This is a genomic window from Zoogloea sp. (assembly GCF_041904905.1).
GTDB lineage: Bacteria > Pseudomonadota > Gammaproteobacteria > Burkholderiales > Rhodocyclaceae > Zoogloea.
Map to the genome: position 1 here is coordinate 1 of NZ_JAYRMI010000012.1, position 17,427 is coordinate 17,427.

Sequence of the window (17,427 nt, forward strand, 5' to 3'; positions counted from 1 at the left end):
TCGGACATCGCCGGGTTCGGCACCGCTATAGCACGCGCTGATATTGACGCCGTCCAGGTAGGCGTGGGAAACGCGGTACGCTCCGAACAGGTTGAGCGTGTAGTACTTGAGCGTCAATTCGCGCGGAGCGCGGGGCGAGGATGGCAAGGGCTCATCAATTCGAGCTTGAGGTGACTTGACGGTGCAGGCCGATACTGTCGCGGCCAAGCTGCACGAGAGCAGCCATCTCCATTTTCTTGAACTCATTTTGTCGATTCCCGGTCGCCGGCATAAGCCATCGAGTTGACAGACATGCATGACGAATCCTTGTGTGGCCGCACAGGATAATGTGTAACGGTCGATAGGTCGGTAGGGAATCGCTGGCCCGGCCACCGCACCCACCCGGCCTCACTCCATCCAGCTTAGCGTTCGTCGTCGTGTGCTTACGACGGGCGGGCGCGCCGCCGTCATGGACGGTCGGCCCAGGCCGAAGGTCGGCTGCCCGGCATCGGGCATCGGCGGCGTGACATGCGACCCAGGCCCCGGCCTTGGTCGTCCGCCTGCTGGGGCTCGTTCCTCGCCGGAAGCGGGGGGGCTGCCGGGCCGCGCCCTGGCGGTTTTCATGGTTTATCCGCTGCTGTATAAGTGCGGCGTGGTCACAAAAACCCGGATTGCAAGTCGCCGCGCCGGCGAAGACACCCGGCCCGCTCCGGGGGCGACGGGCCTTGACCACGGCCCGCCCCGGCCGCCGCCGGGCTTGGGCGCCGGGCGTCTTTCGATCTCCACCCATCAAGGTAAGACACAATGCAGGTGCTCATCGTCGGTTCGGGAAAGCTGGCTTCGGAGTTGCTTCAGGCCCCCTCGCTCCCGGCCCCCTTTGTTGTTGACGGCTGGTCGGGGCCCCCGTCGGCGCTCACGCCCGCCATCGTTGTGCACGCCGGCTCTGGCAGGGCGCTGGACGAGGTGATCGCCTATTGCCACAAGACCGGCTCGGTGCTGATCGAGCTGGCCACCGGGTCGAAGCTCGAAGGCGCCGCGCCGAGCTTCCCGGTGGTGCTGTGCCCCAACACCAACATCCTGATGCTCAAGTTCATGAACATGCTGGCGCACAGCGGAAAGCTGTTTCAGGGCTGCCGCATCGGGCTGACCGAATCCCACCAGTCCGAAAAGCGCTCCACCCCGGGCACCGCGCTGGCGATGGCGCAATCCCTCGGGCTGGCCGCCGCCGACGTGGTCTCCGTACGGGATCGCGATGTGCAGCAGACGGCGCTGCACATCCCCCCGGCGCACCTGGACCGCCACGCCGTGCATTCGATCTCGATTGACGACGGCAGCTGTCGCATCGTGCTCGAGACGCGAGTCTATGGGGCCGCCCCCTACGCCGAAGGCGTCTCCCGAATCGTCGCCGCCGCGGCCGCGCGCCCCCTTGAGCACCGGGTGTATCAGGTGGCCGAGTTTGTAGAAAACGGCTGGGTGTAGATGCCGCCAAAGCCCCGCCCCAGCCCCGCAGGGGCGCCTCGATCAAGCCCCTGATCGGAGAGACTGTGTACATCCCCCCTTATCACGAAGAGCAGAACCTGGATGTCCTGCATGGCCTGATGCGGGCGCATCCCCTGGGGGCGTGGGTCGCGCTGGGCCCCGCGGGATTGACGGCCAACCACCTGCCCTTCGTGCTGGACGCCACCCGGGGGCCCTACGGAACCCTCCGGGCCCATGTCTCCCGCGAGAACCCGGTCTGGCAGGCGCTCTCGACCGCCGTGCCCTCCATCGTCATGTTCCAGGGCCCGCAGTCCTACATCACCCCGTCCTGGTATCCCACCAAGCCCATCGACGGCAAGGTGGTGCCCACCTGGAACTACGCCGTCGTTCACGCCCACGGCACCCCGGCGGTCATTCACGACCGCGACTGGCTACTGCAAGCCGTGACCGACCTGACCAGGCAGAGCGAAGCCCACCGCCCCGACCCCTGGAAGGTATCCGACGCCCCCCGCGAGTTCATCGACAAACTCCTCCGCGCCATCGTCGGCATCGAAATCCCGATCTCGGAGATCCACGGAAAATGGAAAGTCAGCCAGGACGAAGCCCTACCCGACCGCATCGCCACCGCAAAAGCACTCCTGCAACTGGACGACCCCAACGCCAAGGCACTGTCGGGCCTGGTGTCGGGCAGGATTGGGTGAGGGGGTGGCCGGTGCTGTCACTGGGACGCTTTTCCACCTACGTCAGCAATGTGGTCGGTCGCGGCCTGTGGCTGCATCGCGGAACTCGAGCCCGAGCCTGTTGACCGAGTGATTGAGAGGTTATAAAATTTCATAACTTTAATAACCATTCAGGGGTGATAAATATGGGCGGTAAACTTGTAAAAGACGGTTCTTCGAGGCATCCAGTACCGGCCGTTTTTGAGTATTTAGGCCTCGGGAATGTGAAGCCGAGTGATGAGCTTATGCTAGTTATGCGCAATCGAACACTTGAAGCGACCGTCAAGCGAGCGTCCGGTGTAACGCAAACGGCTACTTTACACATTGGTTCGGGTGGTTTTAAGTCTATGACTGAGTTTGATCCCGGCCAGATGCCAAAAGATGAGCGCAACGATCTGATCCGCCAAAAGCATGCAAAGGGTGAGAGACAGAGCGCATTAGCCAAGATGTTTGGTATTTCGCAAGCCATGGTGTCCAAGATCGTCCGAGAATAACTCATTTCTGCCCTATGGTTTTTCCTAGGCTCCCGCAGCTACCGATTCTGGATTCACGTCTTTGCTGCATCACCAGTTGCACACCTCGAAGAAACAAGGGGGTGCGAAGTCGTGAGAAGGCTGCGGAACGGCTGGAAATCAATGCTATACGGGCTGCTGTGGTAGTCCTGAAGGTTTTTCGACGATATTTGTATGCTGCAGCTAGCAGGGTGATGCAAAAGCAAAAAATCGGACCCGAAAAAATATGACGCCCTCTCAGAACGGCCCGTATGCGATTTTTTCGGGGTGGCGGGGGTGACGAGACCCCCGAAAACAACGTTTATGACGGCGCTAAATAGTTTTGCATCACCCTGCTAGGCGGCTGAAACCTTGAGAGCAAATGGCCCCAATTTATCGTCATGAGGCCAATATGCAGAACTTCAATCACTCCTTTGGCTGGGTCGGGGCTACGCCAATAGAGACGCAAAGGCCGTGGAATGGGTATCCTGGTTCAGCCACCACAGGCTGCTCGAACGCATTGGCTACATTCCCCCAGCCGAAGGTGAGGCACACTACTACCGGCAACTCGCCAGTCAGGCAGCAACGCTGGCCTGACTTAAATCAAGTGGCCACCACGGCAGGCGGGGCGGTTCAATTCGGCGAAAAATTCAACTGCTATCTATAGGACTAATCAGAAATGGAATTTAAATCGTGGGACTAAGGCTAGATCAACGAGGGCTTGGTTTCGTGTACGTGCTTCGCAGCCTCGACCCGACTTGGTACGGCCGAATCAAGGTGGGCTTGAGTGAGGATCCTATTGAACGGACTAGGCGGTTATATACCACCGGCGTCCCGTTTCCCTTCGTACCCTACTATGCTTGGTCAGTTACTGACATGGCCTATGCAGAACATATCGCGCACACTGTTCTTGCAGATCATCGTGTCAACAACTACCGAGAGCACTTTGACGTCATCCCCTTCCATCGTCGTGAAGAGGTCTTGGGTACATTTGATGATCCAACGGAGGATGAGGTATTAGTGTGCTTAGATGTTCTTTTGGAGCTCATCGAATTCCAGTACCAGTGCAGCAATCTGCGGGGTCATTACAGCGTGGATGTCGCACTGTTGAACGACTACTCGCGTCAGCGGAAGAGAACAGCCAAGAGCCCTGATAGGACCATCTAACCTATCCGACATAGCCCCGTCCAGGACAACTCCGCGCAGCTGCGCCCGTCAGCCAGCTGCGCCGCCCGACTCCGCCTCACCCCCGTTCGGCGAGTCCCTTGATCCATTCCTTCTGCGCGGTCTGGCGGCGTTTGTCGGTCAGGCGGTCGATGATGCGGTTGCGGACTTCGTTGAAGGGGGGGATGCCGAAGGGGAGGATTTCTTCGCACAGGATGATGTGCAGGCCGATGGGGGATTCGAGCACGGGGCTGATCTCGCCGGCCTCCAGGGCGAAGGCGGCGGGTTCGAGTTCGGGGAAGAGCTGGCCGCGCCTGATGGTGCCGAGCTTGCCGCCTTCCATGGCGGTGGGGCATTGGGAGTGGCGCAGGGCGACCTTGCCGAAGGCGTCGGCGTCTTTCACGGTGTGGCGCAGGGTTTCGAGGCGGGCGGTGGCGTCGGCCTTGTCCCGGGCGCTGTCGAAGGTGATGAGGATGTGGCGCAGGCGGCGGGTTTCGGGGCGGTCGAAGGCCTCGGGGTGCATGCGGTAGAAGATTTCGGCGTCCACCGCGGTGACGGCGGGCACGGCGGCGGCGATGCGTTCGAGCACGGCTTCGATGCGCAGATCGCGGGAGACGGCTTCTTCGAGGTCGGCTTCGTCCAGCCCGCTGCGGGCGAGGTCGTGGGCCAGGGTGTCGGCGTCGGTGTAGCGCTGGCGGATTTCACCCAGGCGGGCGGCGAGGGTGGCGGGGGGCACGGCCACCTGGGCGGCTTCGCTGCTTGCCAGGATGCGTTGCTCGATGCCGTACTGGCGGGCGACGACTTCGCTCACCCGGGTGCGCTGGGCGTCGTCCAGCTCGCCGGGGGCGGTCTGGAAGAGTTCCCAGGCGAGCTTGAGCTGGAGGTAGGCGTCGTGCATGGTTCAGGCTCCGTCGTGGTCGTCCGGGTGGTGGCCGGCGCCTTCGAGGATGGCCTCGGGGATCTGCAGCACGCGGCCGGGCAGGTCGTCGAAGTGGATGTGGTAGGCCACGCCGCCGGGGGCGTCGCGGATGACCTTCATCACTTCGCCGATGGCGCCCACGGTGACGAGCACTTCGCCGCCCACGGCGAGCTGGCGGGTGGCCTTCACTTTGTCGCGGAACTCGAAGCGGGAGGGGGTCCAGGCTTCGTCGGCGCCGATGAGTTCTTCTTCGCGGCAGCCGACGATCTTGCCTTCGTCGAGGAAGTTCACCGAGTAGATGACCTGATCCTGCAGGAAGGTGCCCACGTCCACCACGTAGCCGATGCTGCCGCGGCGCACCAGCGGGGCGCCGGGGTCGAGTCCGGGGTAGGTGCCGTCGTTGCGCACGTTGCGCGTGAGGCGCACGGCTTCGCCGTATTCCCAGCGGGCGTTCATCATGGCGGTTTCTCCTGGGGCGGGCCGGGCGGCCGGCGCTGCGGCCCGGCCCGGCGGGCGTGGGTTACTGCACGAAGACCTTGTCGATGGACACGAAGGATTCCATGCCGCCGTCGGGCTTGGAGACGTGCTGGAACACGGCGAAGACCTTCTCGGTGAGGGAGTTGGAGACGACGAAATCCTGGTAGGCGCGCGTGAGCCACAGGCGGTAGATGCCGCGCTGCTTGTCTTCTTCGGGCGGCATGTTGGGCACCTGGCGGGCGAGGTAGTCGTGGAAGCGCTGCAGGATGTGCAGGCGGTTTACGTGGACTACCGAAGCCTCGTAGGGCACTTCGAAGTAGTCGAGAAAGTCTTCGGCGGAAACCAGTTCTTCCATGGCTTCGGCGAGGGTGAGCGTGTCTTCCATGGCAGCCTCCTCAGGCTAGGGCAAGGTCATCGGTTGAGGGTGTTTCTTCGTCGGCGGGCGGCGCTTCGTGGATGGCCACCACTTCGAGCAGGCGGGCGGTGCCGAGCTGGTCGCGGCTGTCGAGGGACGACAGCTTTTGCAGGCGCTGGCGGGATTCTTCGATCCGCCCCAGGCGCAGCAGCACCACGCTGGCGGCCTTGAGGGCGAGCAGGTAGAAGCGCAGCAGGCCGAAGGAGCGGGCGGCGGCGTGGGCCAGCCAGCCTTCGTCGAGCTTCTGCCAGTCGTTGGGCAGGGCGAGGTGGTTGCCCGAGAGCTGCATGGCGCGTTCGGCCACCTGCAGGGCGTCGTCGAGCCGGTGCTGGTAGAAGTAGTAGCGATACAGGCCCACCAGCACGGTGAGGTTCTCGGGCGCCAGCAGGTGGGCGCGCAGCAGGGCGGTTTCGGCGGACGGGTCGCCGTATTCGGCGGAGGCCTGGGCGAGCAGGTGCTCGGCCGCGGCGGGCATGGGCACGTCGAAGTACAGTTCGCAGTCGGAGAAGTCGAGCAGATCCATGGGGGCCTCAGTGGATTTCGGTGTTCTCGCAGCACAGGTCGCCGGCGGAGCAGACGGCGCACTGGCCGCTGTGGTCGGTGGGCGGGGCGTCGTGGCGGAGCGTGGCCAGCTCGCGTTCGAGCTGGTCGATGCGCTCGACGAGGCAGGAGATGGATTTGGCCACCGGGTCGGGCAGCACGTTGTGATCGAGGTTGATGCCGTCCTCAAGGCGGCCGGCGGCGGCGCGGGTGTTAACGATGCGGCCGGGCACGCCGACAACCGTGCGGTCGGCCGGCACGTCGCGCACCACCACCGAGTTGGCGCCCACCCGCACGCGCTCGCCGATGGTGATGGGGCCGAGGATCTTGGCGCCGGCGCCCACCACCACGCCGCTTTCCAGGGTGGGGTGGCGCTTGCCGCGGTTCCACGAGGTGCCGCCCAGGGTGACGCCGTGGTAGAGGGTCACGTCGTCGCCCACTTCGGCGGTCTCGCCGATCACCACGCAGGCGCCGTGGTCGATGAAGAAGCGCCGGCCGATGGTGGCGCCGGGGTGGATGTCCACGTTGGTGACGAGTCGCCCGACGAAGGACAGGAAGCGCGCCGGGTAGCGCCAGCCGGCCTGCCACAGGCGATTGGAGATGCGGTGGGCGAGGATGGCGTGGACGCCGGGGTAGGTGGTCAGCACCTCGATGGAGGAGCGGGCCGCCGGGTCGCGCTGGAAGACGCAGGCGAGGTCTTCCTTGAGCAAGGTCCACAGGGCGGGCTGGGCGGCGAGGGCGGGCGAGGTCATGGTGATGGTGTCAGACATGGCTGTGGCTCCGGGCCGAGGCGAGCAGGGTGTGCAGGTCGGCGACGTCGGGTGAGTGCTTGTGGGCGGCGACGAAGAGCCGGATGTGACCGAGGAGGGCGCTGGCTTCGGTGTCGCCGAGGTTGATCCCGAGCCCGGCATAGACCACCTGCACCGCCCGTGGGCCGGAGTGCTTGCCGAGCACGATGCGGTGGCTGCGGCCCACGTCCACCGGGTCGAAGCCCTGGTAGTTGTCCGGGTGCTTGAGCAGGCCGTCGATGTGGATGCCGGCCTCGTGGGTGAAGGCGCCGGGGCCGACGACGCTCTTCTGCCAGGGCACGTCGCGGCCCGAGGCGTGGGCGACGCTGCTCGACAGGGCCAGGAAGCCCTTCAGATCAATGTCGGTGCGGATGCCGTGGAGCTTCTCGAGGCCCACCACGACTTCTTCCAGCGGGGCGTTGCCGGCCCGCTCGCCGAGGCCATTGACGGTGGTGTTTACGTGGGTGGCGCCGGCCTTGCACGCGGCCAGGGTGTTGGCGGTGGCAAGGCCCAGGTCGTCGTGGGCGTGCATCTCGATCTCGAGCCCGGTGCGGGCCCGAAGGTGGGCGATGCGCTCGAAGGTGCCGAAGGGTTCGAGCACGCCCAGGGTGTCGGCAAAGCGCAGGCGGCGGGCGCCGGCGCGCTCGGCGGTCTCGGCCAGCTGGGCCAGGAAATCCGGATCGGCGCGGGAGGCGTCCTCGCAGCCGATGCCCACATCCAGGCCCAGGTCGAGGCCCATCGCCACGTAGCGGGGCAGTTCGTCCAGCAGCCACTGGCGCGGGCGGCGCAGCTTGTGGGCGAGGTGCTGGTCGGAGGCCGGCACCGAGATGTCGATGAGGTCGGCGCCCAGATTGCGGCAGGCGTCGATGTCGGCGGCGTGCATGCGGCTCCACACCATCAGCCGGGCGCCCAGGCCCAGGGCGGCGACGGCACGGATCGAGTCGCGCTCTTCGGCGCCCATCGCCGGGATGCCCACCTCCAGTTCGGGCACGCCGATGGCGTCGAGCTGGCGGGCGATGGTCAGCTTCTCGTCGAGGGAGAACGCCACGCCCGCCGACTGCTCGCCGTCGCGCAGGGTGGTGTCGTTGATGGTGACAAAGGGCTGGTTCATGGCGCTGGTTCTCCTTGCGGGGGATCTAGCAAGGCCGATGCCAGGCGCTAAGTGACTGATTTTTCAAGTTGCCGAAAATCACCGTCGGCGTCGTGTCGGGAACCCGACAAGGCGAGTGGGGCCCGTGGGCGCCTGAAAACAGTTTGTCACACGGGGGGGCCACAATGGCGGCGTGTGGATACTCAGCCTGCTCAAGCCCGACCGTCCGGCGACGCCGTCTGCCGAGGGTGGGCTTTTGTCGATTGCCGAACCCGTCAAGGAGCGTGCGTCCATGGTTTTCTTCGAGTTGTTCTCCAGGGCCCCGGAGATCGTCCGGGTGGCGCGCGGCGAGGTGCTGTTCCGGGAGGGCGAGCCGGGCGAGGCCATGTACGTGCTGGTCCTTGGTCAGGCGTCGGTCTCGCTGGGCGGGCGCGAGCTGGAGGTACTGCTGCCGGGGGGCATCGTGGGCGAGATGTCCATCGTGTCGCCCGGGCCGCGCACGGCGACGGTGATCGCGGCGGCGGATAGCGAGTTCGTCGAGATCGACGTGCGCCGCTTCCACGAACTGGTGCGGCAGGTGCCGGAGTTTGCGCTGCAGGTGATGCGCACCCTCAGCGAGCGGCTGCGCCGTGCCGACGGCGCGCTGGCCGTCGGTGGCCTCAGGTGAGCCGCACCGGGCGGGCGGCGAGGGCGGCGGCCAGGGTGGGGAAGCGCCGCCCGGGGTCGGCGGCGAGGCGGTAGTAGCGGCAGTCGTCCTCGACGCGGCCGCAGTAGCTGCGCACGGTGACGCGCTGGATGCCGGGAAAGCCCGGGTTCTCCTCGACGGTGCGGATGGCGCCGGTGCCGGTGTCGTAGACGCCGGGCCGGTCGCACAGCCAGTCGGGCTTGAGGGGGAAGGCATCGGTCATGGCTGCCTCGCTGGAAACCGTTCGGAACCCGGAAAAAGCATAGCACCGGCGGGGTCGCGCCGCGGTCGTCGTGGCGCGCGGTCGTCGCGGCGCGCGTGCGTTGCGGCGCGCGTGCGTTGCGGCAGCGCGCGGCGGGCGCTTCGCCTCTACAATTCCATTCTTTCGCCGGGCGGTCTGGCCGGGCGGCGCAGCGGGCGCGTGTGCGGCCCGGGGTAATGGAATCATGCAGGGAATGGTGTTTGACCACGCCTTCTGGATCGCCCTGATCCAGATCGTCGGCATCGATATCGTGCTGTCGGGCGACAACGCGGTGGTGATCGCGCTGGCGGCGCGGGGGCTCGACCCCGTCGACCGCAAGCGCGCGGTGATGTGGGGCAGCACGGCGGCGGTGGCGATGCGGGTGACCCTGACGGTGGTGGCGGCGGAGCTGCTGCGCCTGCCGCTGCTGAAGGCGGCCGGGGCGCTGCTGCTGCTGTGGATCGCGGTGCAGCTGCTGGTGCCCGAGGATGAGGCCGACGGCGCGAGCGGCGCGGCGGTGTCGGGCATGGCGGCGGCGATCAAGACGATCATGCTGGCCGATCTGGTGATGAGCATGGACAACGTGGTGGCGATTGCCGGGGCGTCCAAGGGCAATCTGCTGCTGCTGATCTTCGGCCTGGCGCTCTCCATTCCGCTGGTGGTGTTCTCCAGCACCTTCCTGATGCGGCTGATGGAGCGCTTCCCCATCGTGGTGACGGGCGGCGCGGCGCTGCTGGGCTTTGTGGCCGGCGAGATGCTGGTCACCGATCCGATGCTTGGCCCGTGGATCGACGCCCACGCCGCCTGGCTGCCCCGGGTGCTGCCGGTGGCCGGCGCGCTGGCGGTGGTGCTGACGGGCTGGCTGCTGGCGTCCCGGGCGCGTGCCGCCGAAGCCGCCCGCCAGACCCTCGAACTCGATCTGGGCGAGGCCGCCGGCCAGCCCGCCGCGAAAGGAAAGCCATGACCCGCATCCTGCTGCCCATCGACGGTTCCCCGGTGTCGCTCCGCCTGGCGGCGGCGCTCGCCCGGCGGCTGGAGGGCGTCTCGCCGACGCCGGAGATCCACCTCGTCAACGTGCAGCGGCCGGTGAGCCAGGACGTGGGCCAGTTCGTGGAGCACGGGGCGCTGCGGGATTTCCATCGGGAGGAGGGGCTCAAGGCGCTGGCCGAGACCCGCGCCGCGCTGGAGACCGCCGGCTTTGCCCCGGTGCTCCATGTGGTGGTGGACGACCGGCCGGCCGAGGCCATCGTGCGCTTTGCCCGCGAGCAGGCCATCGACGAGATCGCAATGGGCAGCCACGGCCGCGGCGCGGTGGCGGCGATGCTGCTCGGGTCGGTGGCCCGGGAGGTCGCCCGGCTGGCCGACGTGCCGGTCACCCTCATCAAATGACAGGCCGGCCCGCGCCGGTCATCCCCGTTCTGGAAGGACAGCTCAAGTGAAAACCATCCTCGTGCTCAACGGCATCAACCTCAACATGTTCGGCAAGCGCGATCCGGCCCAGTACGGCACGGCGACCCTCGCCGAGATCGACGCCGCGCTGGTGGCCCTGGGCGCCGAGCTGGGCGTGCAGGTGGAGTGCTTCCAGACCAACCACGAGGGCGAGATGGTGGCGCGCATCCACCGGGCCTTCGACGAGGGCGTGGCGGCGGTGGTCATCAACGCCGGGGCGTGGACCCACTACAGCTACGGCCTGCGGGATGCGCTGGCGATCCTGAAGGCGCCCATCGTCGAGGTGCACATGTCCAACATCCACGCCCGCGAGGCCTTCCGCCACCACTCGGTGCTGGCCGAGATCGCCCGCGGGCAGATCTGCGGGTTCGGGCCGGACAGCTACCTGCTGGGCCTGCGGGCCGCCGTGACGCTGGCGGGCTGACCCGTCTTCAGGCCACGCTGGCGCGGGCCTGCCCCTGCAGCCAGTCGGACAGCAGCCGAACCTCCGGGCGCGGCTCGCCGGAGGCCGCCACCAGAAAATACGCCCGCTGCGAGATGTGCCGGTAGGGGCTGGCCATGGGCAGCAGGCGGCCGTCGGCGAGGTGGGCGGCGAGCAGCACGCTGCGCCCCAGGGCCACGCCCTGGCCGGCCACCGCGGCGGCGATCAGCTGGTCGTAGTGGTTGAAGTGCAGCACCGCCTTGGGCTTCACGTCGGCGAAGCCCAGCTTCTTGAGCCAGGGCGACCAGTCCAGCCACGGTTCGGGCGTGGAGTCGTCGTAGTTGAGCAGGGTGAGCCGGGCGATGTCCTCGCCGCTCGGCGGGCGCCAGGCCAGATCCCCCAGCACCTCCGCGCTGGCGACCGGAAAGATGTCCTCGCCGAACAGCAGGTGGCTGTCCGGCGGCGGCGGGTCGGCCATCACGTAGCGCAGGGCGAGGTCGATGCCCTCGCGCTCGATGTCCACCAGCCGGTTGTTGGCCGAGATGCGCACGTCGATCTCCGGGTGCTCGGCCAGAAAGCGCGACAGCCGCGGCACCAGCCACAGGGCGGCGATGCCGATGGTGGTCGACAGCGTCACCGGCCGGCGCTGCCCCACGCGGATCGTCTCGACGGTGCGGGTGAGGGTGCGGAACACCTCCTGCACGCTCGTCAGCAGCGCCTCGCCGGCGGGGGTGAGGGTGAGCCGGCGATGGCCGCGCACGAACAGCGCCACGCCCAACTGTTCTTCAAGCGTCTGCACCTGCCGGCTGATGGCCGACTGGGTGAGGCACAGCTCGGCGGCGGCGAGGGTGAAGCTGAGGTGGCGGGCGGTGGCCTCGAAGCCCTGCAGCGGCGCCAGGCAGGTGAGGAGACGGAGCGGGTTCTGCATGCGGTTTTCGCATTCGTGGAATGAACATTGATCGTTTGCTTGTAAGCCTTCGGCTGCCAATAATCAAGCTGAAACGCGATGTGCCGGTCGTCCGGACGCATGACCGCACCGCACCCCGCCTCATCGGAGATCTCCCCATGAACGACGAAGACCGCCAGCGCCTGAAGGTGCTCACGGCCGGCATCCTCGGCCTGCTGCTGTTCCTCGGCATCGCCCGCTTCTCCTACACCCCGCTGCTCCCCCTGATGCGCGAGCAGGCCGGGCTGGGCGTGGCGGCCGGCGGCTGGCTGGCGGCAATCAACTACGCCGGCTACCTGTCGGGCGCGCTGCTGGCGATGACCATCGGCGACCTGGGCCTGAAGGATCGCCTGTACCGGGCCAGCATGGTGCTGGCGGTGGCGAGCACGGTGCTGATGGGCCTTGCCACCGACGAGACGGTGTGGGCGCTGTCGCGCTTCGCGGCGGGCTTGTCCACGGCCGGCGGCATGTTGCTGGGCTCCGGGCTCATCATGAACTGGCTCATGCGTAACCGGCATCGCAGCGAGCTGGGCATCCATTTTTCGGGCATCGGGCTGGGTATCGCCGGGGTGTCGGCGGCGGTGGCCTTGCTGAGCCCGTGGCTCGACTGGCGCACCCAGTGGTTCGCGCTGGCCGCGCTGGGCGCGCTGGTGGCGATTCCCGCCTGGCGCTGGCTGCCGCGGCCCGACCTGACGCCGCTGGCCGGCAGCGGCGCCCACATGCAGGACAGGCCGCCCGGCCGGTTCTTCCTGCTGCTGATGATGCTCGCCTACTTCTGCGCCGGCGCCGGCTTCGTGGTGAGCGCCACCTTCATGGTGGCCCAGGTGGGCAGCCTGCCCGGCATGGCCGGCAAGGGGGCGTGGGTGTTCCTGGTGGCGGGCGTGGCGGCGGCGCCGGCCTGCATCGTGTGGGATCTGATCGCCCGGCGCATCGGCCAGCTCCAGGCCCTCACCCTGGCGAGCGGGCTGCAGGCCTTCGGCATCCTGCTGCCGGTGATCGGCGACGGGCTGCTGGCGGCGCTGGCGGGCGCGGTGCTGTTCGGCGGCACCTTCGCCGGTATCGTGAGCCTGGTGATGGCGATGGCGGGGCGCTTCTACCCCACCCGCCCGGCCAAGCTGATGAGCAAGCTCACCGCCGCCTACGGTGTGGCGCAGATCGGCGCGCCGGCCATCACCGGCCTGCTGGCGGGCCAGCAGGGCAGCTACGCGGCGGGCTTCTATCTGGCGTCCGGCGTGATGACGGTGGGCACCCTGCTGTTCGCCCTGCTGCGGCTGGTGGAGCGGGCCGGCGGGGCGGCCCCGGCGGCGGCGGCGGGCGCGGCCTGAGCCCGAGCGCGCGGCCGGGCCGTGCATTGGCGGGGCGCTCGGGGTAATCTACGCCGCCCTCAAAGCCAAGAAGGTTTCACCCCCCGATGCTCGTGTCTCTCCTTCGGCCCTTCCGGCTGTGCGCGCCGCGCATCCGCCTGGGCCTGCTGGCCGCCCTGATGGCGGTGTCCGGCCTGGCCTGCGCCGCCAACGGCGAGGCGGGGTTGCAGTGGTTCGATGGCGGCCGCCCCCGCAACGCGGCGTGGACGGCGGTGGATCTCCTCCTCAAGGCGCCCGACGACGGGCTCGACGCCGACGACTACGATGCCGGCGGCCTGCGTCAGGTGCTTACCGCGCTGGAGGGCGGTGCCAGCCTGCCCGAGGCCGATCTGGCCTCCCTCGACGGCGCGCTGACCAACGCGCTGCAGCGCTACCTCTCCGACCTGCACTTCGGGCGCCTGCCGCCCAAGGCCGTGCGCGACAACGGCGGCGCGGCCAGCCTCGACCGCTTCGACCCGGCCGCCACCCTGCGCCGGGCACTGGCGGCCAACCGGCTGGCCGACGCGGTGGCCGAGGCCGCGCCGGCCCAGTTGCCCTACACCAGCCTGCGCGAGGCCCTGCGGCGTTACCGCGAGCTGGCCGACGACCCGGCTCGCGTCAAGGCCTGGAAGACGCCGCTCCCGGCGCTTGCCGCCCGCAAGCTGGAGCCCGGCCAGCCGTGGGCCGGCGTGCCCGCGCTGGCTGCGCGGCTGGCGGCGCTGGGCGACATGCCGGCCGCGGCGCCTGGGGCCCGCTACGACGGCGCGGTGGTGGAAGGCGTGAAGGCTTTCCAGGCCCGCCACGGGCTGTTGGCGGACGGCGTGATCGGCCGCGACACCCTGGCCCAGCTGGCGGTGACGCCGGCGGAGCGGGTACGCCAGATCGGTGTGAACCTGGAGCGCCTGCGCTGGACGCCCCAGGTGCGGGCGCCGCGGATGATCGTGGTGAATGTGCCGGAGTTCGCCCTGCGGGCTTTCGCCCAGGAGGACGGCCAGCCCAAGGCGAAGCTGCAGATGAAGGTGATCGTGGGCAAATCCCTCGACACCCGCACGCCGCTGTTCGCCGAGGACATGCGCTTCATCGAGTTCAGCCCTTACTGGAACGTGCCGCCGTCGATTGCCCAGGCCGAGCTGGTGCCGAAGCTGCGACGCGACCCGGCGCATTTCACCGATCAGGGCTTCGAGTTCGTGGCGGGGGACGGCCGGGTGCTCACCACGCTGTCGGACGAGAACCTGGAGGCCGTGATGCGCGGCCAGCTGCGCATCCGCCAGCGCCCGGGGCCGAAGAACGCGCTGGGCGACATCAAGTTCGTGTTTCCCAACAACGACAACATCTACCTGCACCACACGCCGTCCACCCAGCTGTTCGCGCGGGCGCGTCGGGATTTCAGCCACGGCTGCATCCGGGTGGAGGCGCCGGTGGAGCTGGCGAAGTTCGTGCTGCAGGATCAGCCCGAGTGGAGCGAGGCGCGCATCCGCGAGGCGATGGAGCGGGGCAAGTCGGCCACCCTGCGGCTGAAGGAGCCGCTGCCGGTGGCGATCGCCTACCGCACGGCGGTGGCGCGGGGCGGCAAGGTGTATTTCTTCCCGGACATCTACGGGCACGACGCCGAGCTGAGCGAGGCGCTGCGCAAGGTGGCGGGGCCGCTCCGCCCGGCCCGGCGGCCGGCGGAGGGCGCCGCGGAGAAGACGCGGCGGGCATGAGTTTGCGACTGCGGGTGTGATGCGGGCGGCACGGCGCTGAGTCGTCAGTTGCAGCGGATTGTAGGGGGCTGCTGGCCGTGCGCTTCTCCGTGACCCTAACGGAACAGGCGGGCTGGCCAACTGTCACGGCGTGCAGCGTCCAGTTGGGGTAGGGCTTCGTGGCTAAAGGGCCGGCCGGGAAATCGGCTTTCAAGTTGGTGCAGACGCAAGCCTTGGCCGAGGAACTGGCCCAGCGCTCCGAAATACACAAAGAACGACACCGCGTGCATTGCGATTACCGCGATGGCGATGCGCTCGGGCAGATCGAAACAGCTCTTGAGCCCGCCGTATAGCAGCACCGATCCTACGCCGGCGGCCAGCGCGCCGGGCAGGCCGGACGATTCGCGATGCTGCGCCGACAGCGTGCGCTGGCGCAGGTTGATCCGCGTTCCCGGCCAGTCGAGATGCTTGGCTTGTGCGTCGACGGCGGGCAACGGGGCGAAGCGCGCATGCCAGAGCGCTGCAGCGATCAGGCTGCCGGCGTGAAGTGCGAGGGTGAAGAGGTCGATGCCCGCGATCTGCGCGCCCGTCACTCCCAGGAAGGCCGGAGCAAGCGCCTGGCTGGCTGGCCACAGCAGGATGGCGGTGAGCGCCCAAGGCCCCAACAGGTTGTGGGCCGAGCCGAAGCGCGACCACACCGCGACATAGCCGAACCATGCGGCTGAAAGCAGCGCCGCCGCGCCGGCAACGCCCCACGCCCAGCCGCGTTCGTCAAAGCGCAGCGCCGCCCAGCAGCCCCACAGAAGGGCCGACAGCAGCGGGCTGCTCCACAGCGCGGCGTAAAGCTGGCCGACGCGTGAGGGTGGATTCAGCATCAGTCGAGCCATCCCTTGACAAGGTCGGCGCTGGCGTCGTCGCCGCCGAAATAGCCCCACGCCGCCTGGACAACGATGCCGACGCCGAGCCCGACGAGGACGGCAGGCGCGCCGGTGATGCCGATCGCCGCGACTGCTGCGCCCGCCGCCCAGCCGGCACCTAAGCCGAGCGCGTTGCCACTCTGGCTCTTGGCCGAACGGACAATGACGTCGGTGGCGAAGCCGGCGCCGGAGGGCGAGGCGTAGCTGTTGTAGAGGTCGATGGCGGCGCTCGGGCCGAAGGCTAGCACGCTGCCCTTGCCGTAGCCGGCGTAACGCAGCACCCGGGAAGCCTGGGCGCGCGCTCCGGCGACCGAGGTCGCGGCCTGCTCGATGCGCTGTACGTCGCGCGCGCCGATCCTTACCGTGGCCGTGCTGCCGCTGGGTCCGACGACGAAGGGCTGCTCCAGCTTCTGCAGGACGGTGGTGGGCAGACTCTTGACGTGTACGACGAGCTTGGCGCCCTTGCGCAATTCGCCGCCCTTGCCGATCCGCGAGGCGGTGATGGTGATGTAGGGGCTGACGCGGATGCTCGGCGCGTCGCCGGCGAGCAGCGTCTTGAAGCCGGCAGCGGCCTGCCTGCGCCACGCGGCACGAAGGCTGGCCTCGACGCTGGCGCTGAGGTTGCCGCCGATGTTGCCGCCGCTGATAAGGGCGTCCTGCAGCGATTTCAGCATTTTATCGAGCCAGCGGTCGGCGGTGGCCGGTGGGAGGGATTGCTCGGGCGGAAAGGTCGCGGCGAGCAGTATGGCGGTGCCGTCGGGGTCGGTCTGGGCGAGCTGCGGCAGCAGCGCCGCGAAAACGGGAAGGTCGAGCCCGAAATCCTGGTCGAGGGTGCTGCCGTAGGTGTCGAGATAGCCGAGCGGGGCGCTGACGCCGGGGGTGCGCTGGCCGGTGTAGCTGGGCGCTGCGCAGAAATTGCGCAGGTCGTCGGTGCGAGAGAAGTTGATCTTCTCCGCGCGGGTGTGCGTCGCGTTCGATGCCATGGATACACCCTCCGTATGTCTCGGTGCTGGGGACTTTTATCCCCGCAGACGGGGTGGGGCGGATGGCGCCGCGCTGGTGGTCGCGCGGCGCCGGCCAGGCTTACTGCTTGATCGCTTCGATCGGCAGGGTGAGGGTCACTTCGTCGCCCACGTAGGGGGCGTACTTGCCCATGTTGAAGTCGGTGCGCTTGACCTTGGCGGTGGCGGTGGCGCCGCAGGCGTCCTTCTTCACCATCGGGTGCGGCATGCACTGGAAGGACACGACGGTGAGGGTGACCGGCTTGGCGATGCCTTTGAGGGTGAGGTTGCCTTCGACCGACACCACCTTGTCGCCCTCAAAGACGACCTTGGTGGATTTGTAGGTGGCGGTGGGGTACTGGGCGGTGGCGAGGAAGTCTTCGCCCTGGATGTGCTGGTTGAACAGCGCCGAGCCGGTGCTCACCGAGGTGGTGTCGATGGTCACCTCCACCGAGCCGGTTTTGGCGGCGCGGTCGAGGGTGACGCTGCCGGTGGTCTTGTCGAAGCGCGACAGCTGCTGGGAGTAGCCCATGTGGTTGTATTCGAAGCGCGGCAGGGTGTGGCTGCCGTCGATCGCGTAGGTTTCCGGGGCGGCCAGGGCCGGGGTGGAGATTGCGGCGGCGGCGAGGGCCAGGGCGGTGAGCTTCTTCATGCTGTTTTCCTTTTAGGTCTTGAGTTGGG

The 17,427-nt window shown here is 67.9% G+C and carries 22 protein-coding genes; 10 read left to right on the plus strand and 12 right to left on the minus strand.

Annotated elements, in window-relative coordinates; translation table 11 throughout:
* On the minus strand, positions 1-297 hold a 297-nt coding region (locus ACE3N6_RS05375), incomplete at its 3' end, for a DUF769 domain-containing protein (protein WP_374244156.1).
* Positions 298-783: 486 nt separating this feature from the next.
* Here ACE3N6_RS05375 and ACE3N6_RS05380 point away from each other — a divergent pair.
* From ACE3N6_RS05380 to ACE3N6_RS05395, 4 genes are all read left to right on the plus strand, one after another.
* A complete protein-coding gene (locus ACE3N6_RS05380) occupies positions 784-1,458 on the plus strand; it encodes a dihydrodipicolinate reductase (protein WP_374244157.1) in 675 nt (224 codons plus the stop codon).
* Positions 1,459-1,523: 65 nt separating this feature from the next.
* The gene (locus ACE3N6_RS05385; protein ID WP_374244158.1) at positions 1,524-2,159 is read left to right on the plus strand and encodes an FMN-binding negative transcriptional regulator; all 636 of its coding nucleotides are present in this window, start codon (positions 1,524-1,526) and stop codon (positions 2,157-2,159) included.
* A 164-nt stretch (positions 2,160-2,323) separates the two neighbouring features.
* Positions 2,324-2,671, plus strand: a complete 348-nt coding sequence (locus ACE3N6_RS05390; protein ID WP_374244159.1) for a hypothetical protein — start codon at positions 2,324-2,326, stop codon at positions 2,669-2,671.
* Between the two features lie 732 nt (positions 2,672-3,403).
* Positions 3,404-3,835: a GIY-YIG nuclease family protein gene (locus ACE3N6_RS05395; RefSeq protein ID WP_374244231.1), complete on the plus strand. Its 432-nt coding sequence runs from the start codon at positions 3,404-3,406 to the stop codon at positions 3,833-3,835.
* Between the two features lie 76 nt (positions 3,836-3,911).
* Here the strand turns inward: ACE3N6_RS05395 and nifM are convergent, their stop codons facing one another.
* The 6 genes from nifM to nifV form a co-directional block, all read right to left on the minus strand.
* Positions 3,912-4,730, minus strand: a complete 819-nt coding sequence (nifM, locus tag ACE3N6_RS05400) for a nitrogen fixation protein NifM (RefSeq protein WP_374244161.1) — start codon at positions 4,728-4,730, stop codon at positions 3,912-3,914.
* A 3-nt stretch (positions 4,731-4,733) separates the two neighbouring features.
* The gene (locus tag ACE3N6_RS05405) at positions 4,734-5,210 is read right to left on the minus strand and encodes a nitrogen fixation protein NifZ (RefSeq protein ID WP_374244162.1); all 477 of its coding nucleotides are present in this window, start codon (positions 5,208-5,210) and stop codon (positions 4,734-4,736) included.
* Between the two features lie 61 nt (positions 5,211-5,271).
* Positions 5,272-5,613, minus strand: a complete 342-nt coding sequence (gene nifW / locus ACE3N6_RS05410; RefSeq protein WP_374244163.1) for a nitrogenase-stabilizing/protective protein NifW — start codon at positions 5,611-5,613, stop codon at positions 5,272-5,274.
* A 10-nt stretch (positions 5,614-5,623) separates the two neighbouring features.
* A complete protein-coding gene (locus ACE3N6_RS05415) occupies positions 5,624-6,166 on the minus strand; it encodes a hypothetical protein (RefSeq protein ID WP_374244164.1) in 543 nt (180 codons plus the stop codon).
* Positions 6,167-6,173: 7 nt separating this feature from the next.
* The gene (cysE, locus tag ACE3N6_RS05420) at positions 6,174-6,953 is read right to left on the minus strand and encodes a serine O-acetyltransferase (RefSeq protein ID WP_374244165.1); all 780 of its coding nucleotides are present in this window, start codon (positions 6,951-6,953) and stop codon (positions 6,174-6,176) included.
* Positions 6,946-8,082: a homocitrate synthase gene (gene nifV / locus ACE3N6_RS05425; protein WP_374244166.1), complete on the minus strand. Its 1,137-nt coding sequence runs from the start codon at positions 8,080-8,082 to the stop codon at positions 6,946-6,948. The genes cysE and nifV overlap by 8 nt, the downstream gene beginning before the upstream one ends.
* Before the next feature lie 172 nt (positions 8,083-8,254).
* On the opposite strand from nifV, the gene ACE3N6_RS05430 reads away from it, so the two are divergent.
* Entirely contained in the window at positions 8,255-8,728 is a 474-nt protein-coding gene (locus ACE3N6_RS05430; protein ID WP_374244167.1) for a Crp/Fnr family transcriptional regulator, read from the plus strand.
* Here the strand turns inward: ACE3N6_RS05430 and ACE3N6_RS05435 are convergent.
* Entirely contained in the window at positions 8,721-8,969 is a 249-nt protein-coding gene (locus tag ACE3N6_RS05435; protein ID WP_374244168.1) for a hypothetical protein, read from the minus strand. The two genes, ACE3N6_RS05430 and ACE3N6_RS05435, sit on opposite strands and share 8 nt — an antisense overlap.
* Before the next feature lie 232 nt (positions 8,970-9,201).
* Between ACE3N6_RS05435 and ACE3N6_RS05440 the strand changes: the two genes are divergently transcribed.
* From ACE3N6_RS05440 to aroQ, 3 genes are read left to right on the plus strand one after another with little or no spacing between them, the layout of a single operon-like run.
* Positions 9,202-9,951 carry a TerC family protein gene (locus tag ACE3N6_RS05440; protein WP_374244169.1) on the plus strand — a complete coding sequence of 250 codons (750 nt, stop codon included), beginning with the start codon at positions 9,202-9,204 and terminating at the stop codon, positions 9,949-9,951.
* Complete coding sequence (locus ACE3N6_RS05445) at positions 9,948-10,376, plus strand: universal stress protein (protein WP_374244170.1); 429 nt, start codon at positions 9,948-9,950, stop codon at positions 10,374-10,376. Before ACE3N6_RS05440 ends, ACE3N6_RS05445 begins: the two co-directional genes overlap by 4 nt.
* Positions 10,377-10,422: 46 nt before the next feature.
* On the plus strand, positions 10,423-10,860 hold the full coding sequence (aroQ, locus tag ACE3N6_RS05450; protein ID WP_374244171.1) for a type II 3-dehydroquinate dehydratase: 438 nt from the start codon (positions 10,423-10,425) through the stop codon (positions 10,858-10,860).
* A gap of 7 nt (positions 10,861-10,867) precedes the next feature.
* Here aroQ and ACE3N6_RS05455 read toward each other — a convergent pair whose 3' ends face one another.
* Positions 10,868-11,785 carry a LysR substrate-binding domain-containing protein gene (locus ACE3N6_RS05455; protein WP_374244172.1) on the minus strand — a complete coding sequence of 306 codons (918 nt, stop codon included), beginning with the start codon at positions 11,783-11,785 and terminating at the stop codon, positions 10,868-10,870.
* A 137-nt stretch (positions 11,786-11,922) separates the two neighbouring features.
* Here ACE3N6_RS05455 and ACE3N6_RS05460 point away from each other — a divergent pair, with 137 nt between their 5' ends.
* The gene (locus ACE3N6_RS05460) at positions 11,923-13,128 is read left to right on the plus strand and encodes a YbfB/YjiJ family MFS transporter (protein ID WP_374244173.1); all 1,206 of its coding nucleotides are present in this window, start codon (positions 11,923-11,925) and stop codon (positions 13,126-13,128) included.
* Positions 13,129-13,214: 86 nt separating this feature from the next.
* Positions 13,215-14,849, plus strand: a complete 1,635-nt coding sequence (locus ACE3N6_RS05465; RefSeq protein WP_374244174.1) for a murein L,D-transpeptidase — start codon at positions 13,215-13,217, stop codon at positions 14,847-14,849.
* Positions 14,850-14,944: 95 nt separating this feature from the next.
* Here ACE3N6_RS05465 and ACE3N6_RS05470 read toward each other — a convergent pair whose 3' ends face one another.
* The 3 genes from ACE3N6_RS05470 to ACE3N6_RS05480 form a co-directional block, all read right to left on the minus strand.
* On the minus strand, positions 14,945-15,703 hold the full coding sequence (locus ACE3N6_RS05470) for a hypothetical protein (protein WP_374244175.1): 759 nt from the start codon (positions 15,701-15,703) through the stop codon (positions 14,945-14,947).
* On the minus strand, positions 15,703-16,728 hold the full coding sequence (locus tag ACE3N6_RS05475) for a hypothetical protein (protein ID WP_374244176.1): 1,026 nt from the start codon (positions 16,726-16,728) through the stop codon (positions 15,703-15,705). Before ACE3N6_RS05475 ends, ACE3N6_RS05470 begins: the two co-directional genes overlap by 1 nt.
* A gap of 100 nt (positions 16,729-16,828) precedes the next feature.
* Entirely contained in the window at positions 16,829-17,398 is a 570-nt protein-coding gene (locus ACE3N6_RS05480; protein WP_374244177.1) for a YceI family protein, read from the minus strand.
* Positions 17,399-17,427: the final 29 nt, after the last annotated feature.

Coding starts and splice junctions, on each gene's coding strand:
- ACE3N6_RS05460 (WP_374244173.1), top strand. CDS start 11,923: ATGAACGACGAAGACCGCCAGCGCCTGAAGGTGCTCACGGCCGGCATC.
- ACE3N6_RS05440 (WP_374244169.1), top strand. CDS start 9,202: ATGGTGTTTGACCACGCCTTCTGGATCGCCCTGATCCAGATCGTCGGC.
- nifM (WP_374244161.1), bottom strand. CDS start 4,730: ATGCACGACGCCTACCTCCAGCTCAAGCTCGCCTGGGAACTCTTCCAG.
- cysE (WP_374244165.1), bottom strand. CDS start 6,953: ATGTCTGACACCATCACCATGACCTCGCCCGCCCTCGCCGCCCAGCCC.
- nifV (WP_374244166.1), bottom strand. CDS start 8,082: ATGAACCAGCCCTTTGTCACCATCAACGACACCACCCTGCGCGACGGC.
- nifW (WP_374244163.1), bottom strand. CDS start 5,613: ATGGAAGACACGCTCACCCTCGCCGAAGCCATGGAAGAACTGGTTTCC.
- ACE3N6_RS05435 (WP_374244168.1), bottom strand. CDS start 8,969: ATGACCGATGCCTTCCCCCTCAAGCCCGACTGGCTGTGCGACCGGCCC.
- ACE3N6_RS05480 (WP_374244177.1), bottom strand. CDS start 17,398: ATGAAGAAGCTCACCGCCCTGGCCCTCGCCGCCGCCGCAATCTCCACC.
- ACE3N6_RS05405 (WP_374244162.1), bottom strand. CDS start 5,210: ATGATGAACGCCCGCTGGGAATACGGCGAAGCCGTGCGCCTCACGCGC.
- ACE3N6_RS05415 (WP_374244164.1), bottom strand. CDS start 6,166: ATGGATCTGCTCGACTTCTCCGACTGCGAACTGTACTTCGACGTGCCC.
- ACE3N6_RS05445 (WP_374244170.1), top strand. CDS start 9,948: ATGACCCGCATCCTGCTGCCCATCGACGGTTCCCCGGTGTCGCTCCGC.
- ACE3N6_RS05475 (WP_374244176.1), bottom strand. CDS start 16,728: ATGGCATCGAACGCGACGCACACCCGCGCGGAGAAGATCAACTTCTCT.
- ACE3N6_RS05390 (WP_374244159.1), top strand. CDS start 2,324: ATGGGCGGTAAACTTGTAAAAGACGGTTCTTCGAGGCATCCAGTACCG.
- ACE3N6_RS05380 (WP_374244157.1), top strand. CDS start 784: ATGCAGGTGCTCATCGTCGGTTCGGGAAAGCTGGCTTCGGAGTTGCTT.
- ACE3N6_RS05470 (WP_374244175.1), bottom strand. CDS start 15,703: ATGCTGAATCCACCCTCACGCGTCGGCCAGCTTTACGCCGCGCTGTGG.
- ACE3N6_RS05465 (WP_374244174.1), top strand. CDS start 13,215: ATGCTCGTGTCTCTCCTTCGGCCCTTCCGGCTGTGCGCGCCGCGCATC.
- ACE3N6_RS05455 (WP_374244172.1), bottom strand. CDS start 11,785: ATGCAGAACCCGCTCCGTCTCCTCACCTGCCTGGCGCCGCTGCAGGGC.